This is a genomic window from Pseudobutyrivibrio sp. YE44, from assembly GCF_900104335.1.
Taxonomy (GTDB): domain Bacteria; phylum Bacillota; class Clostridia; order Lachnospirales; family Lachnospiraceae; genus Pseudobutyrivibrio.
This window is the reverse complement of record NZ_FMXT01000001.1, coordinates 302,849-321,023: the sequence shown is the minus strand read 5'-3', so window position 1 is coordinate 321,023 and position 18,175 is coordinate 302,849. Positions and strand designations below refer to the sequence as shown.

Sequence of the window (18,175 nt, the reverse complement as noted above, 5' to 3'; positions counted from 1 at the left end):
TCCACTATTTTACAAAGGGAAATAAAACTTTTTCTAAATCCGCAGAATACATTGTCTTTCTATCAGCAATGTAATAAAAGTTTCTTTCCTCAGCCTCTTTATTAATGTCTTTATCCTTCAACAACTGACGCACAGCAATATAGCCCATGGAATATTCATCCCTGTAGGCCAAGGCCTCTAAACCGCCAGAATCAAGGTGATATACAGACTCACTACTGTTATCAACTCCATATACGTAAATACGTCTGTTAATTCTATCTTTGGCCTCACAAGCAGCTTCGATAGATGGCCCATCAAGAGCTATGAAGCAATCGAAAAGGCCTGACTGCTCCAGGTTGTACATACTTTGTCTTAACTTCTTTTCATCGGTGGAAAGTGGTCTATACTCAGATTCACAGCCAGCCTCTTCAAAGAAAGAGCTAAAGATGTCTATTATCTCTGCATACTTTTCCTGGTTACCAGATGACACCAGAAGGATTTTTGGACAACCTGTTTCCTTCAGAATTCTGTCGCCTAACTCCGAAACCATGCTTTCATTATCAACCTTCAGTTCCCCCTTTGAATAGGTTACCTTATCATTTTCTACAATAATCTTTTCATCTGCTTCAACCTGTTTTTCTTTTGATGAATCCACGAAATCTATGATGCAGTTACTGTCCATGGCAGCGTTTGCAGCTCCTGATTTCATATTTTCATAGGCATCAGAAGCTTCAGAATCCACCACAAAGGCTATCCTAAAGGGTTCCTTCCCCTTATTGCCATAGCGCATATAAATTGAGGCTTCAATCAAAAGCAAGACACCTACCGCAAGAAAGAACAGGATAATCCATTTTCTATTTTCTTTATTTTGCATTGCCTTCACCTCCCAAATATTCCTCCATTGTCATCTTTGGAAGATGAATAATAGCCACAGTACCCTCATCCAGCTCACTTTCAAGCTTAAGGCCGTAATCATTTTTGAAATACAAATTAATACGCTGATTTATATTCCAAAGTCCTATACCAGAACCCTTTCCCTTGGACTGAGATTTTTCTTTCAGAAGATTTTCAAGGACATCTGGCGGAATTCCCATACCGTTGTCCCTAACCTCTATAAAGATATCTCCATCTTTCTCATAGCCCTTAATATCAATTATGCCTTCGTCATCCAAGTCTCCTACAGCATGATAAATAGCATTTTCTATAAGAGGCTGAATAATAAGCTTTATAGTGACGCAATCCTCAATAGCAGGGTCAATATCTATGTTTGCATCAAACTTGTTTTTATATCTCACCTTTTGAATAGCTAGGTAGTTTCTTGCATGAGTGATTTCATCCTTAATGGTGATGATGTTATTTCCCTTGCTAAGAGAAATTCTAAAAAGGGTGGCAAGGCTCGTAATCATAGAAATAGCCTCTGGATACTTTTCAGATTCAATCATCCAAATAACAGAATCCAAGGTGTTGTACAGGAAGTGAGGATTAATCTGAGCCTGGAGAGCATTTAATTCGGATTTACGTTTTTCCTTTTGCTCCTTTACTCGCTCATCCATAAGATCTCGCATCTGTACCACAAGTGATCTAATTGTTCTGCCAAGATGCCTGATTTCATGTGATCCACCAATGTAAACCTTCTGAGCCTCAAGGCTTCCTTCCTCAATACTCTTAAGAGATGCTTCCAGCTGACGAATTGGGTCAGTAACAATTTTAGAAATGATGATGTTACCAAAGACAATAAGGAAGATTGTGACAGTAACAATAATCATCATAAAGGCTCTCAGCTGATTGTATGGTGCTGAAAGTTCTGAAGCCGGAACCACAGAAACAATCTTCCAGCCTGTATAGCCAATGGTTTTCACCACAACCGCTCTTTCACTGCCTTCAAAGTTTTCCATATGGCCGCCGTCATCATATTCAGCTGCAGCAATATTATTTTCCTGCATAAGACCACCAGAAATAGCCTTTTGCTTTGGGTGATAAATAATCTCGCCGTCGCCATCAATAAGATAAACATAGCCTGAGCCCTTTTCATTTACCCTAGAAAACATCTGCTCAATGGCAGAATAATTCATATCAACAAGAAGAATTCCCCTTCGTGCGTATCCCATATAATTCAGGTCCACGCTTCGACTAAGGGAAACCACCCAATAATATCTGTAATTGCTGCCTTCAAACATATTTTGAACATGGGGTTTTGAGAAATGAAAGTTTTCGATTTTTTCTTCTGTACTGGTGAACCACTCCTGCTCAGTGAAATCCACCCCAGATTTTCTTGTAGAAATTGGAGCAGCAGAAATAAGCGCTCCATCCTGAGAGATGCAGGCTATACTAATCAAATCGTCTTTATTTGCCTCATAGAGAATATCCATCTCTTTGTTCATGGTGTCACTGGTAAGATCCATGTTTTTAATAACACCATAATACATACTGTTGGACACTCCCATCATATTTCGTAAATACGAATTGAGTGTCCAGCTCATTTGGTCTATAACCTGTTTATTATTTTCGATGGCAGTTTCCCTGGCGGTATTTATATAAGTGGTATAAAACGCCATGGTAATAAAAGCCATAGAAAGAATAGACACAATGGTAAAGGACAGAGAAATAATAAGTTGGATACTTCTTCTTTTTGAAGCACGACGAACCCTTTTATATTGATTATAAAAATCAATGGATTTCATTAATTACCTCTCTGCTGTCTGTACTTTGATGGTGAAATACCATAGGCCTTTTTGAAAACATAGCTGAAATAATTTGGCTCTTCGATACCAATCATTCCCGCTATGATATATGCCTTTTCGTCTGTATTATCAAGAAGCCACTTTGCCTTTTCCATACGAAGATTTGTAAGATAGGTCACAAAAGTGAGCCCTGTCTTCTTTCTAAACAAGGTTGAAAAATAGTTTGGAGTTACATTTAAATAAGAGCAGATTTTATCTACGGATAAATCTGATTCCTTGTAATGCTCTAGAATATAAGCTTTTGCTTTGTCTACAATATCTCCGGCATTTGAGGTATTTTCCATGAAATACTTTTCCAATTGCTCAAGCTTGTGCCTAATATCTACCTCATTATCAAGGCGCTCTTTCAAACGTGAAAATAGCTGATACAGCTCATCAGAATTGACAGGCTTAAGGATATACTCCTCCACTGAAAGCTCGATTGCCTCCTTCGCATATTCGAACTCATCATAGCCTGATAGAATAACAAATTTTGTAGCAGGAAGCTCAGCCTTGAGCTGTTTAGAAAACTCAAGTCCGTTCATAAAAGGCATATTGATATCGGTCATTACCACATCTGGGCGACACTCCAATGCCATATCTAAAGCATCGAAGCCGTTGCCTGCGGAGCCAACCACCTTAAAGCCTATATCTTCCCAATTAATCTTCTTTTCGATTGCGACGCGGACTTCCTCCTCGTCGTCTACAAGCATAACATTATACATACATTCTTCTCCCATACCCCTCCTGGATATTATAGCAAAAAGCTGGTAACGCCTACAAGACTTGAATCAGTCGGTTACGCCTACAAGCCATAGATATCTACGCTCAGCTGAAGAAAGCTTCGCTTGAGATACCTATGAGCTTGATGTCTACCGACTGGCAATTCTTGAAGACTACCAGCTTTTCCAAAAGTCTCTAGAATGTATAGGTATATGTATAATGTTAATTCTTTTTACGCTTAGAGAGAACGTCTACGGTTACGGCGCCAAGAAGAACTGCGCCCTTCACGATTTTCTGGATATCAGTTGACCATCCGAAAAGTGACATTCCGTTATTTAATACACCCATTACAAAGGCACCTACAACTGCTCCAAGGATTGTACCAGAACCACCGGCTACGGCAGCACCACCAATGTAGCAAGATGCGATAGCATCCATCTCGAAACCATCACCAGCCTTTGGTGTAGATGATCCGTTACGAGCTGAAAGCACGATACCTGCAATAGCAGCAAGTACACCCATATTTGTGTATACCCAGAAGAATACTTTGTTGGTATCGATACCTGAAAGGTTAGCTGCCTTTCTGTTACCACCAAGGGCATAAATCTGACGACCAGCAACTGTCTTTGTTGTAACGAAGGCATAGATTGCAATGAGAACTACCATGATAAGAAGTACAAATGGAAGTCCATTGTAACGAGCAAGCTTGTAGAAGAAGAACCAAATAATAAAAAGCTCAATACCAAGCTTTAATACTGTCTGCCATGTAGGAGCCAGGACGAAGTTGTACTTCTTCTTTGTTTTAATTCCCTTTAACTCAGACCAAATAAGTCCAACTGAAGCAATAATTGCAACTGCGATTGATACCAAATCAAGAATTCCATCACCAAAGAAAATCTTATAAGTTGGAAGGAAACCAGCACCAATAAAGTTGTAGTTTGTTGGGAGTGGTCCCTTTGTCTGAGCCTGTAACAATGTGTATGTCAGACCACGTCCCATAAGCATGGTTGCAAGGGTTACTACGAAAGGAGGGATGCTTAAATAAGCAATGAAGAAACCTGCAAACATACCAACCAAAAGACCAATAACGAGAGCAGCAATAATTGCCACCCACATATTCATCTTGTAGTCCATCATAATGATACCGGCCATAGCGCCGCAAAGAGCAACTACAGAACCAACGCCAAGGTCGACGTTACCAGTAAGTACACAAAGCAACATACCAATTGCAAGAATAACAACATAACCATTCTGCATAACCAGGTTGTTGATATTCATTGGGGTAAGGTTCTTACCGCCTGTAAGTAAAGCAAATATTAAATAAATAACAATCAAGGCAATGAACATGCCGTATTGTTTCATGTTAAGACTAGCTCTTTTATTCATTTCCATCATCCTTTCTATTATGTGCCATTACACACTGCATAATTCTCTCCTGAGAAACCTCTTGGCTTGTAAGCTCACCTGCTATTTCGCCTTCATTGATTACGTATATACGGTCACAAGTACCAATGATTTCTGGCATTTCAGATGAAATAACGATTACAGCTTTACCTGCCTTAGCAAGCTCATTAATGACACAATAAATTTCGTATTTAGCACCTACATCGATGCCTCGAGTTGGCTCATCCAAAATCAGTACATCTGGCTGTGTGAGCATCCATTTAGCAAGCACGACCTTCTGTTGATTTCCACCGGAAAGTGAACCAACCACCTGATTGATGGAATTCGCTTTTACGTTAATTCTCTTTCTATAATCTTCAGCAGCTAAAATCTCTTCATTTCCATTAATAACACCATGCTTAGAGAAGAACTTTGGACGAGCTGCAATGGTCATATTCTCTTTGATATCACCAATAAGATTTAGACCATTTGTCTTTCTATCCTCTGTAACATATGCAAGCTTGTTATTAATTGCATCTTTAACAGTATGAAGATTAACTTCCTTGCCGTTAATCTTTACTGTACCAGAGATTTTTTGTCCGTAGCTGTGTCCGAAAACACTCATGGCAAATTCTGTACGACCAGCGCCCATAAGTCCTGCCAGACCAACTACCTCTCCTGATTTAACTTCAATGTTAATGTTTTTAAGAATCTGACGATCTGGATCGTCTGGATGGAATACATTCCAATTCTTAACCTCAAAAATAGTATCACCTATTGTGACACCTTCTCTAGCTGGATATCTGTTTGTAAGCTCACGACCAACCATGGCTTTTATAACTCTATCCTCTGAGAAATCATCAACTCCCTTTATGAGAGTTTCAATAGTTTTACCATCACGAATGACAGTAACTGCATCTGCAACATAACTGATTTCATTAAGCTTATGAGAAATAATGATACAGGTAATCCCCTGTCTCTTAAGCTCAAGCATAATATCAAGAAGCTTTTTTGATTCTTCATCATTAAGTGCAGCTGTAGGCTCATCAAGGATAAGAAGCTCTACCTTCTTTGCCATGGCCTTTGCAATTTCAATAAGCTGCTGCTTTCCAACCCCCAATGAATTAACTGGTGCGTTTACATTTTCATTTTCAAGACCAACCTTTGCCAGCATTTCCTGGGCACGCTGTCTTGTCTTTGTCCAATCAATAACCCCCTTCATGGAAAGTTGTTCATTTCCCAAGAACACATTCTCTGCAATGGAAAGAAGGGGACTTAAAGCTAACTCCTGATGAATAATAACGATGCCCTTGGCTTCCGAATCCCTTAGATTGTGGAATTTACAAACCTCTCCGTGATATACAACATCGCCCTCGTATGTTCCAAATGGATATACACCAGAAAGAACATTCATCAGTGTGGACTTACCTGCTCCATTTTCCCCACAAAGGGCATGGATTTCTCCCTTTTTTACCTGCAGATTAACATCATCAAGTGCTCTTACTCCGGAAAATTCTTTAATAATGTGTTTCATTTCCAAGATGTAATCTGACATAATCTTCTCCTTTAATAAAACACCTCACCTGGCTTCCCCTTGAGGGGAAGCTGTCAGCGCAGCTGACTGATGAGGTGTAATTCATTACAATACTAAATTATTCCGCAAGTTGCTCCTCAGTGTAGTAACCACCATCAACAATGATTTCCTTGTAGTTATCCTTATCAACTGCAACTGGTGTGCAAAGGTATGAAGGAACAACAAGCTTTCCATTGTCATACTGCTCTGTATCATTGATTTCTGGCTCTGCACCTTCAAGAACTGCCTGAACCATTGTTACACACTTGTCAGCAAGGAGACGTGTATCCTTGTAGATTGACATTGTCTGAGAACCTGCGATGATATTCTTTGTTGCCATAAGCTCAGCGTCCTGTCCGGTAATAAGTGGCCAATCCTCCCCAACTTTGTAGCCTGCACCTTCAAGAGCTGCCTTACAACCATATGCAAAACCATCAAAAGCTGTTGCACAGATATCTAACTTCTCGTCAGCATAGAAACCTGTAAGGTAGTTCTCACAGTTCTGCTGTGCTGTTTCCTGAGACCATCTTAAGATACATGTATCATCGAAAGATGTTCTTCCTGACTTACATACTAATGTACCGTCATCAAGGTACTGCTGAAGCTCTTCCATAAGACCGTTGTAAAGCATTACAGCGTTGTTATCGTCTGGAGAACCCATGAAGAACTCGATTGTGTATGACTTACCTTCCTTCTGAGCTGCTGGAAGATCTTTAGATTCTACAATGTACTTACCGATTGCTGTACCAACACCCTTGTTATCGAAGGTTGCATAGTATGAAACAGCATCTGTATCCATAAGAAGTCGATCGTAAGCGATGATAGGAATCTTAGCATCCTTAGCCTGCTGCTCAACATTTACAAGAGCTGATGAATCTACAGCTGCGATAACTAAGCAGTCAGCACCAGCTGCGATCATGTTCTCAATCTGAGAAACCTGAGCCTGAACATCATCCTCTGCGTACTGAAGATCAACTTCATAGCCAAGAGCCTCAAGCTTTTCCTTCATGTTGTTACCATCATTGATCCATCTCTCTGATGACTGTGTAGGCATTGCAACAGCTACTCTCTTGCCGCTTCCATCAGCTGGCTTAGAATCTGTTGTCTCTGTTGTTGCATCCCCCGATGCATCTGGAGCTTCGCCTGTATCAGCAGGGCCACATCCAACCATCAACCCAAGTGACATCACTGCAGTAAGCAATAATCCCAATACTCTTTTTTTCATTATTTCTTCTCCTCCTAGTAAATTGATTTCGCAGCCCCCCGGCTGCTTGACTAAGTCAATATTAGCAGTTCACAGTTTAGACATAAATATAAAAATCTACACACAATCTTAAATTTTCTACACAAAAAAACTTCCCCATAAGGGGAAGTTTTATATTAATACAAACTCTACGACGAAAACGACTACGCAGCAGATAATAGCAACCCTAAAAAGGCTTTGGTTGAGCCAGGCGGCGATGGTGCCGCAGATAAGAGCCAGGATTCCAGCGATTTTGTTTTGTGTGGCGTCAATAATGGCTGGAAAAGTCATAACTGCCAAGGTGACGTAAGGCACATAATAAAGGAAGGACCTTACAAAACGGCTCTTTATTGGTTTTCTAAAAACAGTGACAGGCAAAACACGAATTAATGTGCTGACTACAGCTGCCACTAATATATAAATATAAGTATTACTCATAAGTCTCTACCTCCAAAATGCAGAAATTAAACTATTCTCCATAATCATATATTTATAACTGCATTTTTAGTCATCATCTTCCACCTCCGGATGTGGGAACAGGATTGCTGCAATAGATGCAATTGCAACCGTAAGGATTATAGTTTTTGTACCTCCGGATATTCCGGCAAAAAGCTTCACTCGACTGGCAACATAGCTTAATACAAAAGAAACCCCAATAAGCACTGCCACAATTCTATGCTTTCTAGCTTCAGGCATGATGCATGCCAAGAACATTCCATAAAGGGCTACGGATAAGGCACTTACCACGCGGGTAGGCATGAGCTCTCCGGCAATAATACCGCAAGCAGTTCCAAGAGACCAGCTTCCAGCTGCAACAAAAAAGGCTGCATAATTATAGAAAGGTGCAATATATCCAGGTCGTTTAATAGTGATAGCAAAAAGCTCGTCAGTTACAGTAAATCCCACAAGGATTCGATGAAGCATTGGAGTTTTCTCGTTGAATTTCTGGCTAAGAGCTGTGGACATTAGCAAGTATCTTGCATTTACCACCAACGTCATTATTGCCATTTCCACATAGCTGGCTCCAGCGGCTACAACAGTGTATACCGCGTACTCTCCTGCACTGGCATGATTAAAAAAAGAATTAACAAAGCCTTGGATAGGAGTAAAAAATGCTGTGCGGGCAAGAATTCCAAGGGAAAACGCCACAGCAAAATACCCTAATCCTATAGGAAAGCCATCCCGTAATCCCTCAATCAAATCTTTATTTTTAGAATTATTATATGAATTATTCATAGTTTTTTAATACTTTCATCTTCGCATAAGTGTAAAATAATATTAAACATAATTTATGGAGGCGTAATATGAAACCTGGTGTATATCCGGCAAAACGAAAAAATGGTACAACCTATTATCGTGGAAATATTACTTACAACGGTAAACATATTAGCATTGGAAGCTTTGATTCTGAGGAAGAATGCAACCTAGCCTACAAAGAGGCCTGGGATATCCTTAGTTCAAAGGAGATTACTCTTCTCTCTTATCAAAACAATATATCCCACCTTCCATTTGAAAAGGTGGTTACATTAATAAACTTTAGAGATAATCGAATTTACATCAAAAATCCGATTTATCTTTTAAAAAACTACTTTGTTTACTACATAGACCCTTCCATTGTTTTGAAGTTCGATAATGATGATTTGTTCTATTACTCAAGCCACAAGATTCAAAACCGTGGTGGGCATATGTTTGTAAGCGACTACGGCATGCAATATAACATTCTTGCACGCTATGGTATCAAGCCTTACAGCGTCAAAGATAGAGATTACAAATTCGCCAACGGGGATAATACGGATTTCCGATATTCAAATATTATCCTGGTAAACAAATACCACGGGGTTTCTAAAGAAGAAAAGCGTGGCAAGGTAAAATATGTGGCAAAGATTCATCTCAACGGCGATTTTATTGTTGGAAGATATTCCAGCGAGGCAAAGGCAGCCATCGCCTACAACAAGGCGGTAGATCTTTGCAAATCCAGAGGCATGACCAAGAAGTTTCCAACAAACTTTGTGTCTGAATATAGCCCTCGTGAATACGCCGACATTTATACCGAAATAAAAATATCATCGCATCTATATAAGTTCTTCAGGAACAAGAACTTCAGAGAAGCGTAGCGTACAATATTTCAACAGAAGTAACTCTTACCTAATCTGCTAAAAAGCATAAAAAACCACCTGTAGCTAATCAAGCTCTTAGTGTTACTCGAGTGAAGCTTTCTTCAGCTGAACGGAGTAATATCTAAGGCTTGTTAGCGTAACAGGTGGTTTATTAGTTACTAGTTGTTGATGAACTTATCTTCTTCGTTGTTCCAGCTATAAAGCTTACGAACTTCCTCGCCAACCTTCTCTGATGGATGCTCAGCTGCAAGCTTACGCATAGCCTGGAAGTGAACCTGACGTCCTGCTGGAGACATATCAAGTAAGAACTCCTTAGCAAATGTACCATCCTGGATATCTGAAAGAATCTTCTTCATAGCCTTCTTTGTATCCTCTGTGATGATCTTTGGTCCAGTGATGTAATCACCGTACTCAGCTGTATTTGAAATAGAATATCTCATTCCAGCAAAGCCTGACTGGTAGATAAGGTCTACAATAAGCTTCATCTCGTGGATGCACTCAAAGTATGCATTTCTTGGATCATAACCTGCTTCGCAAAGTGTTTCGAAACCAGCCTGCATAAGTGCACAAACACCACCACAAAGAACTGCCTGCTCACCGAAGAGGTCTGTCTCTGTCTCTGTTCTAAATGTTGTCTCAAGAACACCAGCTCTTGCTCCACCGATACCAAGTGCATAGGCAAGTGCAAGGTCAAGAGCCTTTCCTGTAGCATCCTGCTCTACAGCAACAAGACAAGGAACACCCTTACCAGCAAGGTACTCAGAACGAACTGTATGTCCTGGACCCTTAGGAGCAATCATAGTAACATCAACATCTGCTGGTGGCTTAATGCAACCAAAGTGGATGTTGAAACCATGAGCGAACATAAGCATGTTACCAGCCTCGAGGTTTGGCTCAATGTCTTTCTTGTACATATCAGCCTGCTTCTCATCGTTGATAAGAATCATGATGATGTCAGCCTTCTTTGCTGCTTCTGCTGCTGTGTAAACTGTAAGGCCCTGCTTTTCAGCCTTAGCCCATGACTTAGAACCTTCGTAAAGACCAATAATGACATCGCATCCGCTCTCCTTAAGGTTGAGTGCGTGTGCGTGACCCTGGCTACCGTAACCGATAATAGCTATTGTCTTACCTTTCAATAATGAAAGATTGCAATCTTCCTGATAATAGATCTTTGCTTCCTGTGACATTCTTTTATCCTCCTACTTTTTAATATAACTTACAAACATCCCCAAGGCTTCCCCTTGAGGGTGCTAGATGCCAGTGGCATCTGTTTAGCACCGACCGAAACGGCAGTGAAGAAGAAGCTGTCAGCTTTAGCTGACTGATGAGGTGTCATAATTACAAAATAACTACATCGTCTGAGCCTCTTGTCAAACCAGTTACACCAGTTCTTGCCAGCTCAAGGATATCGTAATCTGCAAGCATATCAAGGAATGCTTCCAGCTTGTCTTGATTTCCAGTAACCTCAAGAATCATTGAATCATGTGTAACATCAACAACCTTGCCGTGGAAAATCTCTACGATTGTAAGGACATCCTGACGATCTGTGTTTCTAGCAGAAATTTTAACTAACATAAGTTCTCGCTTAATAGATGTACCGTGCTCTAGCACCTTCAAATCAACAACATCAGTAAGCTTTGAAACCTGCTTTTCAATCTGCTCGAGCACATTCTCATCGCCATGTGTGACGATAGTAACCCTAGTGTATCTAGGATCTGCTGTAACTCCAGATGAAAAACTATCAATGTTGTAACCTCTACGGGTGAATAAGCCAGTGATGCGGCTAGCTAGACCAGGTGTATTTTCTACTAAAATAGAAAGAACCTTTGTAGACTCCATAATATTTCTCCTCTTTCCTACTTCACTATCGCTTTAGCACTGTGAAGTATAAAACTATCCTAAATTCTATCACAAACCATCTATATGTCAACTAGAATTTGAAAAATTCTGATTTAATTTATATTAAAAAAACAAGGAAAAACTGCCATTAATAATATTTCCCATCATACGGATTATACAACCCCATCTGAATTGGCTGTCTTCTATCCTCATAGCAAAGGGTGATATAAAAATCTCTGAACTCAAAGCCCTGCTTAGTCCATTCAGTATTGCCCTTTTCACAGTCACAATATTCACTATAATCAATCCACTGCAGTACCTGCATTAGCGGTCTATCCATCATCTTGCAGGTGGCCTCTTTAAAGGTCCAGACCTCAGTGAACTTCTTGTCCACTTCACTTTTTTTGAAGGATTCCAGATACTCCAAATCGTATTTTGTAAAAAATCGCTTTACAAGATCCACATCATAAGGACGAATACGTTCCACATCAATACCAACAGGCTTGTCAGAAATAGCTGCCACCGCAAAAAAATTGGAATGGCTAATGCTGAAATCCACATTCTTCGGTTGTATAAAAATTGGTTTGCCCTGGGATGTGCTTGAATAAACATAGGGCCTTTGGATGTGGTTTTCCCACAAAAGCTTTTCTAAAAGATGGGCGGCGCCAAGTCTCTCACATTTACCCTTTAAAGTCTTGGCCTCGTCAACATGAGCCCTCCTCTGAGGACTGATTAAATCGTATACTTCGTCAAATACGAATGGATTTTGTAATGGTTCACAGTTATATGCTGCCGCTTTTATCATAGGCTCCCCCTGTTCTTATGTAAAAAATTATACCATAGTGCAATATCAAGTGTGGTAAAATAATTGTGAACAATATATTTAGATTTCTTGCATTCGGAACAAAGCGCAGCACCAAAATTTATAAAATATAATGGGGTTATGGGGTATGAAATTTCTGATTTTTGAAATGCGAACAGTTTGCTACAATTCTTATCTTTACTTTGGGGATTCCTTAGGAAATGCCCTTTCCAAACTCGGGCATGAAGTTGAATACTTTAAAGTCGATGAGAACCAACTAGATGATTTGGAACAATATGTTGGGCAGCATTTTGACGCCATGATAGATTTCAACTCAGACTTGCCTCGCGCTCTAATGGACGATGACTCTTATTTTCTAGACCATGTTGATGGACCATTTTTTGACGTTATACTAGACCATCCTCTTTATCACCACGACACACTAAAAAACAAAATTCAAAACTTTCATGTAGTCTGTTTGGATCAAAGACACAAAGAATATATAAAAAAATACTATCCTCATATTAAATCAGTTACTGTGACACCTATGACAGGGGAGCTGGCTTTTGGCACTGATGCTATCGATTGGAACAACTGGGAGAATCGACCTTACGATATTCTCTTCTCTGGAACATATACAGATCCTGTTAGGATTGAAACCGCCATCAGGAAAATGCCAGATCCAGTTATAGAGTGTGTTTTTAATCTTATTGATATGATGAAAGCAGATAGCACTCTTTCAATAGAAGATGCTGTTGATGAATTGGCCAATGACGAATTTTTTGATTATATAAACTTGGATAAACCACTTCACACCCAGACCTTTTACCTTGCTGATACATATATACGATGTCTCAACAGAAAGAAGCTTGTAGAGGCTTTAGATAAGTGTGATTACAATTTCCATCTATTTGGTGGATTATGGGAAGAACTTGATTTAAAACACGCAACACTCCACCGAGAGATTCCCTTCAATCTGACTTTTACCGTATTTGCGAAGTCAAAAATCTCGGTTAATATTATGCCAAATTTCAAAGCAGGAAGTCATGACAGAGTCTTTTCAGGCCAGCTAAACGGCGCCGTCAGCCTTACTGACCCTACTACACTATTAAACCAAGAGTACAATAATAATGAAAATATCCTGTTCTACAACCTTAACAATCTAGATTCCGTCACCGAACAGGTGAACTCTGCCCTATCAAATCCATCTGAACTCAAAAAAATAGCCCAGGCAGGCTATGACCTTGCGTCACAGCACCACACCTGGGATAATATTGCAAACGTGATCCTTAAATCAATACAGAATATATATTAATACTACTCTTGTTCTGCTAAGGAACTCAGTCCAAGAGCGGCGCGAGCTTGCTCTTCTGTAAAATTTAAATTTTTCATAAGTTCCTTTATTGATTTTTCTCTTTCTAATTCTTTGCCCTGCTCTAGTCCCTGCTCTTTACTCTTACGCTCTATTTCCATAATAGCTTTACACATATTATAATCACCTTCCTTGCTTTTCCTAGGTAATTTGATGCTCGCAAAATCTCTCATCAATTCCGCAGTCTTTCTAGATATATGCTCAAATGAATTATCAGTATTCACAAGTTCCTGCATCTTCACATCATCATTTCTCGTATTTAATAATAGAAATAACTGTCTGAGTTCCGTCTTAAAATCTGGCACATTAACCAAATCTATAATTGAAAACAAATTGATAAAGTAATCATTTATGAAAGGTTCCATCTGAGGATCAACAGCATTAAACATTTGCTTAATTGATGTTGGTGCATTCCAATTCTTTGTTCCCCAATAAACTGTAACTGTAATGACAGGAGTGAGTTTATCCTCTAAAGAAAACCCTGAAAGAAAGTCATCATCTGAGAACCCACCTTTAATCCTCTTTTGTTTTTTGACACCATCAACTTGTTCTGCATAAGACAATGCATCATATAGCATATTTCTGACTGGCATTGCATAATGAATATCTGTCTGATTTTCTATTCCTAGTATAGCATAATAACATGAAGAATCTCTCATTATTATTGTTCTTTTTATAATATCTCTATATTTCTCAATCCCTTTGGATTTCCTTCCACTAGCGAAAGGGATTACAGAAAGTGAAGCAGTATCTATTTCTTCAAGTGTTTTCCAGTCAATTTTTGTTTCTCCATTATAAATATAACCATTAAAAAAATCCGCAAAAATTTCAGGATTTCTCATATATGATTTTGTAATAACATCCTTATTTCCCATTAAACTCACCTTTAAAACATAATATATCGATAGTTGAATATTTTAATCATATAAGATAAAATATCCAATGATAGTTACTATGCTAACCAATGGTTATTACGTCAAGAGGAAATTTATATGAAATTTTGTCCAGAAAGACTTATTACAGTTAGAGAAAATCTAGGCATTAATAAAGCTGATGCAGCTCGCAGACTTAATATTTCAGCTATGGCTTATGGGCGATATGAAAAGGGTGAACGAGAGCCATCATTTCAGACTGTTAGCTATATTGCTCAAGAATTTAACACAACCACAGATTATCTTTATGGTCAAACTGATGAAATGACATCACAGAATATTATCATTTCAAAAAATGATGATGAAGAATTATATGATTTAGTGAAAGAACTTAAAGTTAATCCAGATTCCAGAAAAGCAGTTCTTGCTTATCTAAAATTTTTTCTCAAAGAAAAATAATTAAGAATCTACTGTCGGCACAGCCGACAATAATAAAAGATAGCAGGTATCTAATGATACCTGCTATTTCCTTTTAATCCATATTCAGCATTTCCTGATAGAAGGCGAAGTAGTCTTTTCTGCCCTGCTTTGTGAACTCGATGGCTGTACGAGGATGCTGGTTCAAGAGACCAGTTGTAAGGTACTGCATATCGTAACCCCAAACAACGCCCTGTTCCTTAAGAGGAAGCATATAATCCTCCACGAACTTGATAGCATATCTCTCCTTGTACTTTGGATTCTTGAGGAAGCCAAGAAGAAGCTCCATTGCGCAGTTTCCTGCGCCACGCCCCATAGCACAGTATGTTCCATCAAGATAATCAACATTGTCACCAACAGCTTCGATAGTGTTTGCAAAGGCAAGCTTCTGATTATCGTGAGCATGCATACCAACCTTTTTGCCATATTTAGCAGCAGCATTGCAGTATACATCAGCGATACGCTCAATCTGTTCTGGATAAAGGGAACCGTAGCTATCTACAATGTATACACAAGAAATTGGAGTCTGACAAACAATATCAAGAGCCGCCTTAACATCATCCATAGATGCAGAAGAAATAGCCATGATGTTGCAAGTAGTCTCATATCCCTTCTTGTCAGCATCTTCAATCATCTCAATTGCACCAGGGAGCTGGTGAAGGTATGTAGCCACACGAATAAGATCTACAGGCGACTCGGCCTTTGGATGAATGTCTTCCTTGTAATTACATCTACCAACATCTGCCATGATGGCAAGCTTCAAGTCTGTATCATTGTCACCAACAATCTTTCTAATATATTCGTCAGATGAAAACTTCCATGGTCCAAATTTAGACTCATCGAACTGCTCCTTGTCAGCGCGATAACCCATTTCCATGTAGTCCACTCCTGCCTTAACATTTGTTAAATAAAGAGCCTTTGCAAACTCGTCAGTAAAATAAAAGTCGTTAACAAGACCTCCATCTCTTAAAGTTGCATCAACTACACGTACGCTTTCTCGAACTTCGAGAAGCTTTGAAACCTCTTTCATCTTTGTGTCCTCCTAATGTAATAAAGCCTTCCCCTTGAGGGGAAGGTGGCTCTTTAGAGCCGGATGAGGTGTCTAACTAGCATGCCCTCATACTTTAATAGTTAAAAGTGTTAAAGTGTATAGTAAGTATATCACAATTCCCAATTATGTCAATCGTACAAAGTTCTAATTCACCAAATGCGCAAATAAAAAACTACTCAGTAGCTATAAAGCTCTGAGTGTTGCTTCCAACTCACGTGTTAGTGATTGGAAGCAATATCTCAGGCTTGAGAGCGTGACTGAGTAGTCAAATAACTAAATTATTTGGTTGAATTAGAACTTTCCAGCTGTAGCAGCTTCCTCAACTGAAACTGCAACTGCAACTGTAGCACCAACCATAGGGTTGTTACCCATACCGATAAGACCCATCATCTCAACGTGTGCAGGAACTGAAGATGAACCAGCGAACTGAGCATCTGAGTGCATACGTCCAAGTGTATCTGTCATACCGTATGAAGCAGGACCAGCTGCCATGTTATCTGGGTGAAGTGTACGTCCTGTACCACCACCTGAAGCAACTGAGAAGTACTTCTTACCAAGGTCGATACATTCCTTCTTGTATGTACCAGCTACTGGATGCTGGAAACGTGTAGGGTTTGTAGAGTTACCTGTGATAGAAACACCTACGTTCTCGTGGTGCATGATAGCAACACCTTCCTGAACATCGTCAGCACCGTAGCACTTAACTGTTGCACGAAGACCGTTTGAGTAAGCCTTCTCAGAAACGATGTTAAGCTTTGCCTCATGATAATCGTACTTTGTCTCAACGAATGTGAACCCGTTGATACGTGAGATAATCTGTGCAGCGTCCTTACCAAGACCGTTAAGGATAACGCGAAGTGGCTTCTGGCGAACCTTGTTAGCCTTCTCAGCGATACCGATAGCACCCTCAGCAGCAGCGAATGACTCGTGACCAGCGAGGAAGCAGAAGCACTCTGTCTCCTCCTCAAGAAGCATCTTACCAAGGTTACCGTGGCCAAGACCTACCTTACGGTGATCAGCAACAGAACCAGGGATACAGAATGCCTGAAGGCCCTCTCCGATTGCAGCAGCTGCATCAGCAGCCTTGCGGCAGTCCTTCTTAATAGCGATTGCAGCACCTACTGTGTAAGCCCAGCAAGCGTTCTCGAAGCAGATAGGCTGAATCTTCTTTACCTGCTCGTATACATCAAGACCTGCGTCCTTTGTGATTTTCTCAGCTTCTTCGATTGAGCTGATACCATACTTATTAAGAACAGCATTGATCTGATCAATTCTTCTCTCATATGATTCAAATAAAGACATTATTGTTTCTCCTTTCTATAATTATTCCTGACGTGGATCGATAATCTTAACAGCATCGTCAACACGACCGTACTGGCCCTTTGCCTTCTCCCATGCTGTGTTAGGATCATCACCCTTCTTAATGAAGTCTGTCATCTTTCCAAGAGAAACAAACTGGTAACCGATAACTTCGTTATCAGCATCAAGTGCGATACCTGTTACATAGCCTTCAGCCATCTCAAGGTAACGAACACCCTTTTCCTTTGTTGCGTACATTGTACCAACCTGTGAACGAAGACCCTTTCCAAGATCCTCAAGACCAGCACCTACAGCAAGTCCGTCATCAGAGAATGCAGACTGTGTACGACCGTAAACGATCTGAAGGAAAAGCTCTCTCATAGCTGTGTTGATAGCATCACAAACAAGGTCTGTATTAAGAGCCTCAAGGATTGTCTTACCCTGAAGGATCTCTGCTGCCATAGCAGCTGAATGTGTCATACCTGAGCAACCAATTGTCTCAACAAGAGCTTCCTCAATAACACCATTCTTAACATTTAAAGATAATTTGCAGGCACCCTGCTGTGGAGCACACCAGCCAACACCGTGTGTGAAACCGCTAATGTCAGAAATCTGCTTAGCGTGTACCCATTTTCCCTCCTCAGGGATAGGAGCTGGTTCATGCTTTGCGCCCTTTGCTACAGGACACATGTTTTCTACTTCTTTTGTGTAAATCATTGTAGAAC

At 39.9% G+C, this 18,175-nt stretch carries 18 protein-coding genes; 3 read left to right on the top strand and 15 right to left on the bottom strand.

Features of this window, described 5'->3' with window-relative positions; translation table 11 throughout:
• Positions 1 to 4: 4 nt before the first annotated feature.
• From BLR54_RS01415 to BLR54_RS01380, 8 genes are all read right to left on the bottom strand, one after another.
• Positions 5 to 853 carry a type 1 periplasmic-binding domain-containing protein gene (locus tag BLR54_RS01415; RefSeq protein WP_090416440.1) on the bottom strand — a complete coding sequence of 283 codons (849 nt, stop codon included), beginning with the start codon at positions 851 to 853 and terminating at the stop codon, positions 5 to 7.
• Positions 843 to 2,660: a sensor histidine kinase gene (locus BLR54_RS01410; protein ID WP_090416439.1), complete on the bottom strand. Its 1,818-nt coding sequence runs from the start codon at positions 2,658 to 2,660 to the stop codon at positions 843 to 845. Before BLR54_RS01410 ends, BLR54_RS01415 begins: the two co-directional genes overlap by 11 nt.
• Positions 2,660 to 3,439 carry a response regulator transcription factor gene (locus BLR54_RS01405; RefSeq protein WP_090416438.1) on the bottom strand — a complete coding sequence of 260 codons (780 nt, stop codon included), beginning with the start codon at positions 3,437 to 3,439 and terminating at the stop codon, positions 2,660 to 2,662. Before BLR54_RS01405 ends, BLR54_RS01410 begins: the two co-directional genes overlap by 1 nt.
• 205 nt (positions 3,440 to 3,644) lie before the next feature.
• A complete protein-coding gene (gene mmsB / locus BLR54_RS01400; protein ID WP_242871178.1) occupies positions 3,645 to 4,808 on the bottom strand; it encodes a multiple monosaccharide ABC transporter permease in 1,164 nt (387 codons plus the stop codon).
• Complete coding sequence (gene mmsA / locus BLR54_RS01395) at positions 4,801 to 6,360, bottom strand: multiple monosaccharide ABC transporter ATP-binding protein (RefSeq protein WP_090416436.1); 1,560 nt, start codon at positions 6,358 to 6,360, stop codon at positions 4,801 to 4,803. The genes mmsB and mmsA overlap by 8 nt, the downstream gene beginning before the upstream one ends.
• 97 nt (positions 6,361 to 6,457) lie before the next feature.
• Positions 6,458 to 7,603 carry a multiple monosaccharide ABC transporter substrate-binding protein gene (gene chvE, locus BLR54_RS01390; RefSeq protein ID WP_090416435.1) on the bottom strand — a complete coding sequence of 382 codons (1,146 nt, stop codon included), beginning with the start codon at positions 7,601 to 7,603 and terminating at the stop codon, positions 6,458 to 6,460.
• 150 nt (positions 7,604 to 7,753) lie between these two features.
• A complete protein-coding gene (locus tag BLR54_RS01385) occupies positions 7,754 to 8,059 on the bottom strand; it encodes an AzlD domain-containing protein (protein ID WP_090416434.1) in 306 nt (101 codons plus the stop codon).
• A gap of 66 nt (positions 8,060 to 8,125) precedes the next feature.
• On the bottom strand, positions 8,126 to 8,857 hold the full coding sequence (locus tag BLR54_RS01380; RefSeq protein WP_090416433.1) for an AzlC family ABC transporter permease: 732 nt from the start codon (positions 8,855 to 8,857) through the stop codon (positions 8,126 to 8,128).
• A 68-nt stretch (positions 8,858 to 8,925) separates the two neighbouring features.
• Between BLR54_RS01380 and BLR54_RS01375 the strand changes: the two genes are divergently transcribed.
• A complete protein-coding gene (locus BLR54_RS01375) occupies positions 8,926 to 9,735 on the top strand; it encodes a hypothetical protein (RefSeq protein ID WP_090416432.1) in 810 nt (269 codons plus the stop codon).
• Positions 9,736 to 9,896: 161 nt separating this feature from the next.
• On the opposite strand, the gene ilvC is transcribed toward BLR54_RS01375, so the two are convergent.
• From ilvC to BLR54_RS01360, 3 genes are all read right to left on the bottom strand, one after another.
• Positions 9,897 to 10,925, bottom strand: a complete 1,029-nt coding sequence (ilvC, locus tag BLR54_RS01370; protein ID WP_090416431.1) for a ketol-acid reductoisomerase — start codon at positions 10,923 to 10,925, stop codon at positions 9,897 to 9,899.
• Between the two features lie 151 nt (positions 10,926 to 11,076).
• A complete protein-coding gene (ilvN, locus tag BLR54_RS01365; RefSeq protein WP_090416430.1) occupies positions 11,077 to 11,577 on the bottom strand; it encodes an acetolactate synthase small subunit in 501 nt (166 codons plus the stop codon).
• A gap of 148 nt (positions 11,578 to 11,725) precedes the next feature.
• Complete coding sequence (locus BLR54_RS01360; RefSeq protein ID WP_090416429.1) at positions 11,726 to 12,382, bottom strand: 4'-phosphopantetheinyl transferase family protein; 657 nt, start codon at positions 12,380 to 12,382, stop codon at positions 11,726 to 11,728.
• 145 nt (positions 12,383 to 12,527) lie between these two features.
• Between BLR54_RS01360 and BLR54_RS01355 the strand changes: the two genes are divergently transcribed.
• Positions 12,528 to 13,694 carry a glycosyltransferase gene (locus BLR54_RS01355; protein WP_176761826.1) on the top strand — a complete coding sequence of 389 codons (1,167 nt, stop codon included), beginning with the start codon at positions 12,528 to 12,530 and terminating at the stop codon, positions 13,692 to 13,694.
• 2 nt (positions 13,695 to 13,696) lie between these two features.
• Here the strand turns inward: BLR54_RS01355 and BLR54_RS01350 are convergent, their stop codons facing one another.
• On the bottom strand, positions 13,697 to 14,626 hold the full coding sequence (locus tag BLR54_RS01350; RefSeq protein ID WP_090416427.1) for an Rpn family recombination-promoting nuclease/putative transposase: 930 nt from the start codon (positions 14,624 to 14,626) through the stop codon (positions 13,697 to 13,699).
• A gap of 117 nt (positions 14,627 to 14,743) precedes the next feature.
• Here BLR54_RS01350 and BLR54_RS01345 point away from each other — a divergent pair, with 117 nt between their 5' ends.
• A complete protein-coding gene (locus BLR54_RS01345; RefSeq protein WP_090416426.1) occupies positions 14,744 to 15,082 on the top strand; it encodes a helix-turn-helix domain-containing protein in 339 nt (112 codons plus the stop codon).
• Between the two features lie 73 nt (positions 15,083 to 15,155).
• Here BLR54_RS01345 and BLR54_RS01340 read toward each other — a convergent pair whose 3' ends face one another.
• The 3 genes from BLR54_RS01340 to BLR54_RS01330 all read right to left on the bottom strand — a co-directional run bounded on the left by BLR54_RS01340 (position 15,156) and on the right by BLR54_RS01330 (position 18,167).
• On the bottom strand, positions 15,156 to 16,130 hold the full coding sequence (locus BLR54_RS01340) for an aldolase catalytic domain-containing protein (protein ID WP_090416425.1): 975 nt from the start codon (positions 16,128 to 16,130) through the stop codon (positions 15,156 to 15,158).
• 312 nt (positions 16,131 to 16,442) lie between these two features.
• Entirely contained in the window at positions 16,443 to 17,453 is a 1,011-nt protein-coding gene (locus BLR54_RS01335; protein WP_090416424.1) for a GGGtGRT protein, read from the bottom strand.
• A gap of 21 nt (positions 17,454 to 17,474) precedes the next feature.
• Positions 17,475 to 18,167, bottom strand: coding sequence for an iron-sulfur cluster assembly scaffold protein (locus BLR54_RS01330; RefSeq protein ID WP_015549537.1), 693 nt, complete (start codon positions 18,165 to 18,167; stop codon positions 17,475 to 17,477).
• Positions 18,168 to 18,175: the final 8 nt, after the last annotated feature.

Coding starts and splice junctions, on each gene's coding strand:
- BLR54_RS01415 (WP_090416440.1), bottom strand. CDS start 853: ATGCAAAATAAAGAAAATAGAAAATGGATTATCCTGTTCTTTCTTGCG.
- BLR54_RS01410 (WP_090416439.1), bottom strand. CDS start 2,660: ATGAAATCCATTGATTTTTATAATCAATATAAAAGGGTTCGTCGTGCT.
- BLR54_RS01405 (WP_090416438.1), bottom strand. CDS start 3,439: ATGGGAGAAGAATGTATGTATAATGTTATGCTTGTAGACGACGAGGAG.
- mmsB (WP_242871178.1), bottom strand. CDS start 4,808: ATGAATAAAAGAGCTAGTCTTAACATGAAACAATACGGCATGTTCATT.
- mmsA (WP_090416436.1), bottom strand. CDS start 6,360: ATGTCAGATTACATCTTGGAAATGAAACACATTATTAAAGAATTTTCC.
- chvE (WP_090416435.1), bottom strand. CDS start 7,603: ATGAAAAAAAGAGTATTGGGATTATTGCTTACTGCAGTGATGTCACTT.
- BLR54_RS01385 (WP_090416434.1), bottom strand. CDS start 8,059: ATGAGTAATACTTATATTTATATATTAGTGGCAGCTGTAGTCAGCACA.
- BLR54_RS01380 (WP_090416433.1), bottom strand. CDS start 8,857: ATGAATAATTCATATAATAATTCTAAAAATAAAGATTTGATTGAGGGA.
- BLR54_RS01375 (WP_090416432.1), top strand. CDS start 8,926: ATGAAACCTGGTGTATATCCGGCAAAACGAAAAAATGGTACAACCTAT.
- ilvC (WP_090416431.1), bottom strand. CDS start 10,925: ATGTCACAGGAAGCAAAGATCTATTATCAGGAAGATTGCAATCTTTCA.
- ilvN (WP_090416430.1), bottom strand. CDS start 11,577: ATGGAGTCTACAAAGGTTCTTTCTATTTTAGTAGAAAATACACCTGGT.
- BLR54_RS01360 (WP_090416429.1), bottom strand. CDS start 12,382: ATGATAAAAGCGGCAGCATATAACTGTGAACCATTACAAAATCCATTC.
- BLR54_RS01355 (WP_176761826.1), top strand. CDS start 12,528: ATGAAATTTCTGATTTTTGAAATGCGAACAGTTTGCTACAATTCTTAT.
- BLR54_RS01350 (WP_090416427.1), bottom strand. CDS start 14,626: ATGGGAAATAAGGATGTTATTACAAAATCATATATGAGAAATCCTGAA.
- BLR54_RS01345 (WP_090416426.1), top strand. CDS start 14,744: ATGAAATTTTGTCCAGAAAGACTTATTACAGTTAGAGAAAATCTAGGC.
- BLR54_RS01340 (WP_090416425.1), bottom strand. CDS start 16,130: ATGAAAGAGGTTTCAAAGCTTCTCGAAGTTCGAGAAAGCGTACGTGTA.
- BLR54_RS01335 (WP_090416424.1), bottom strand. CDS start 17,453: ATGTCTTTATTTGAATCATATGAGAGAAGAATTGATCAGATCAATGCT.
- BLR54_RS01330 (WP_015549537.1), bottom strand. CDS start 18,167: ATGATTTACACAAAAGAAGTAGAAAACATGTGTCCTGTAGCAAAGGGC.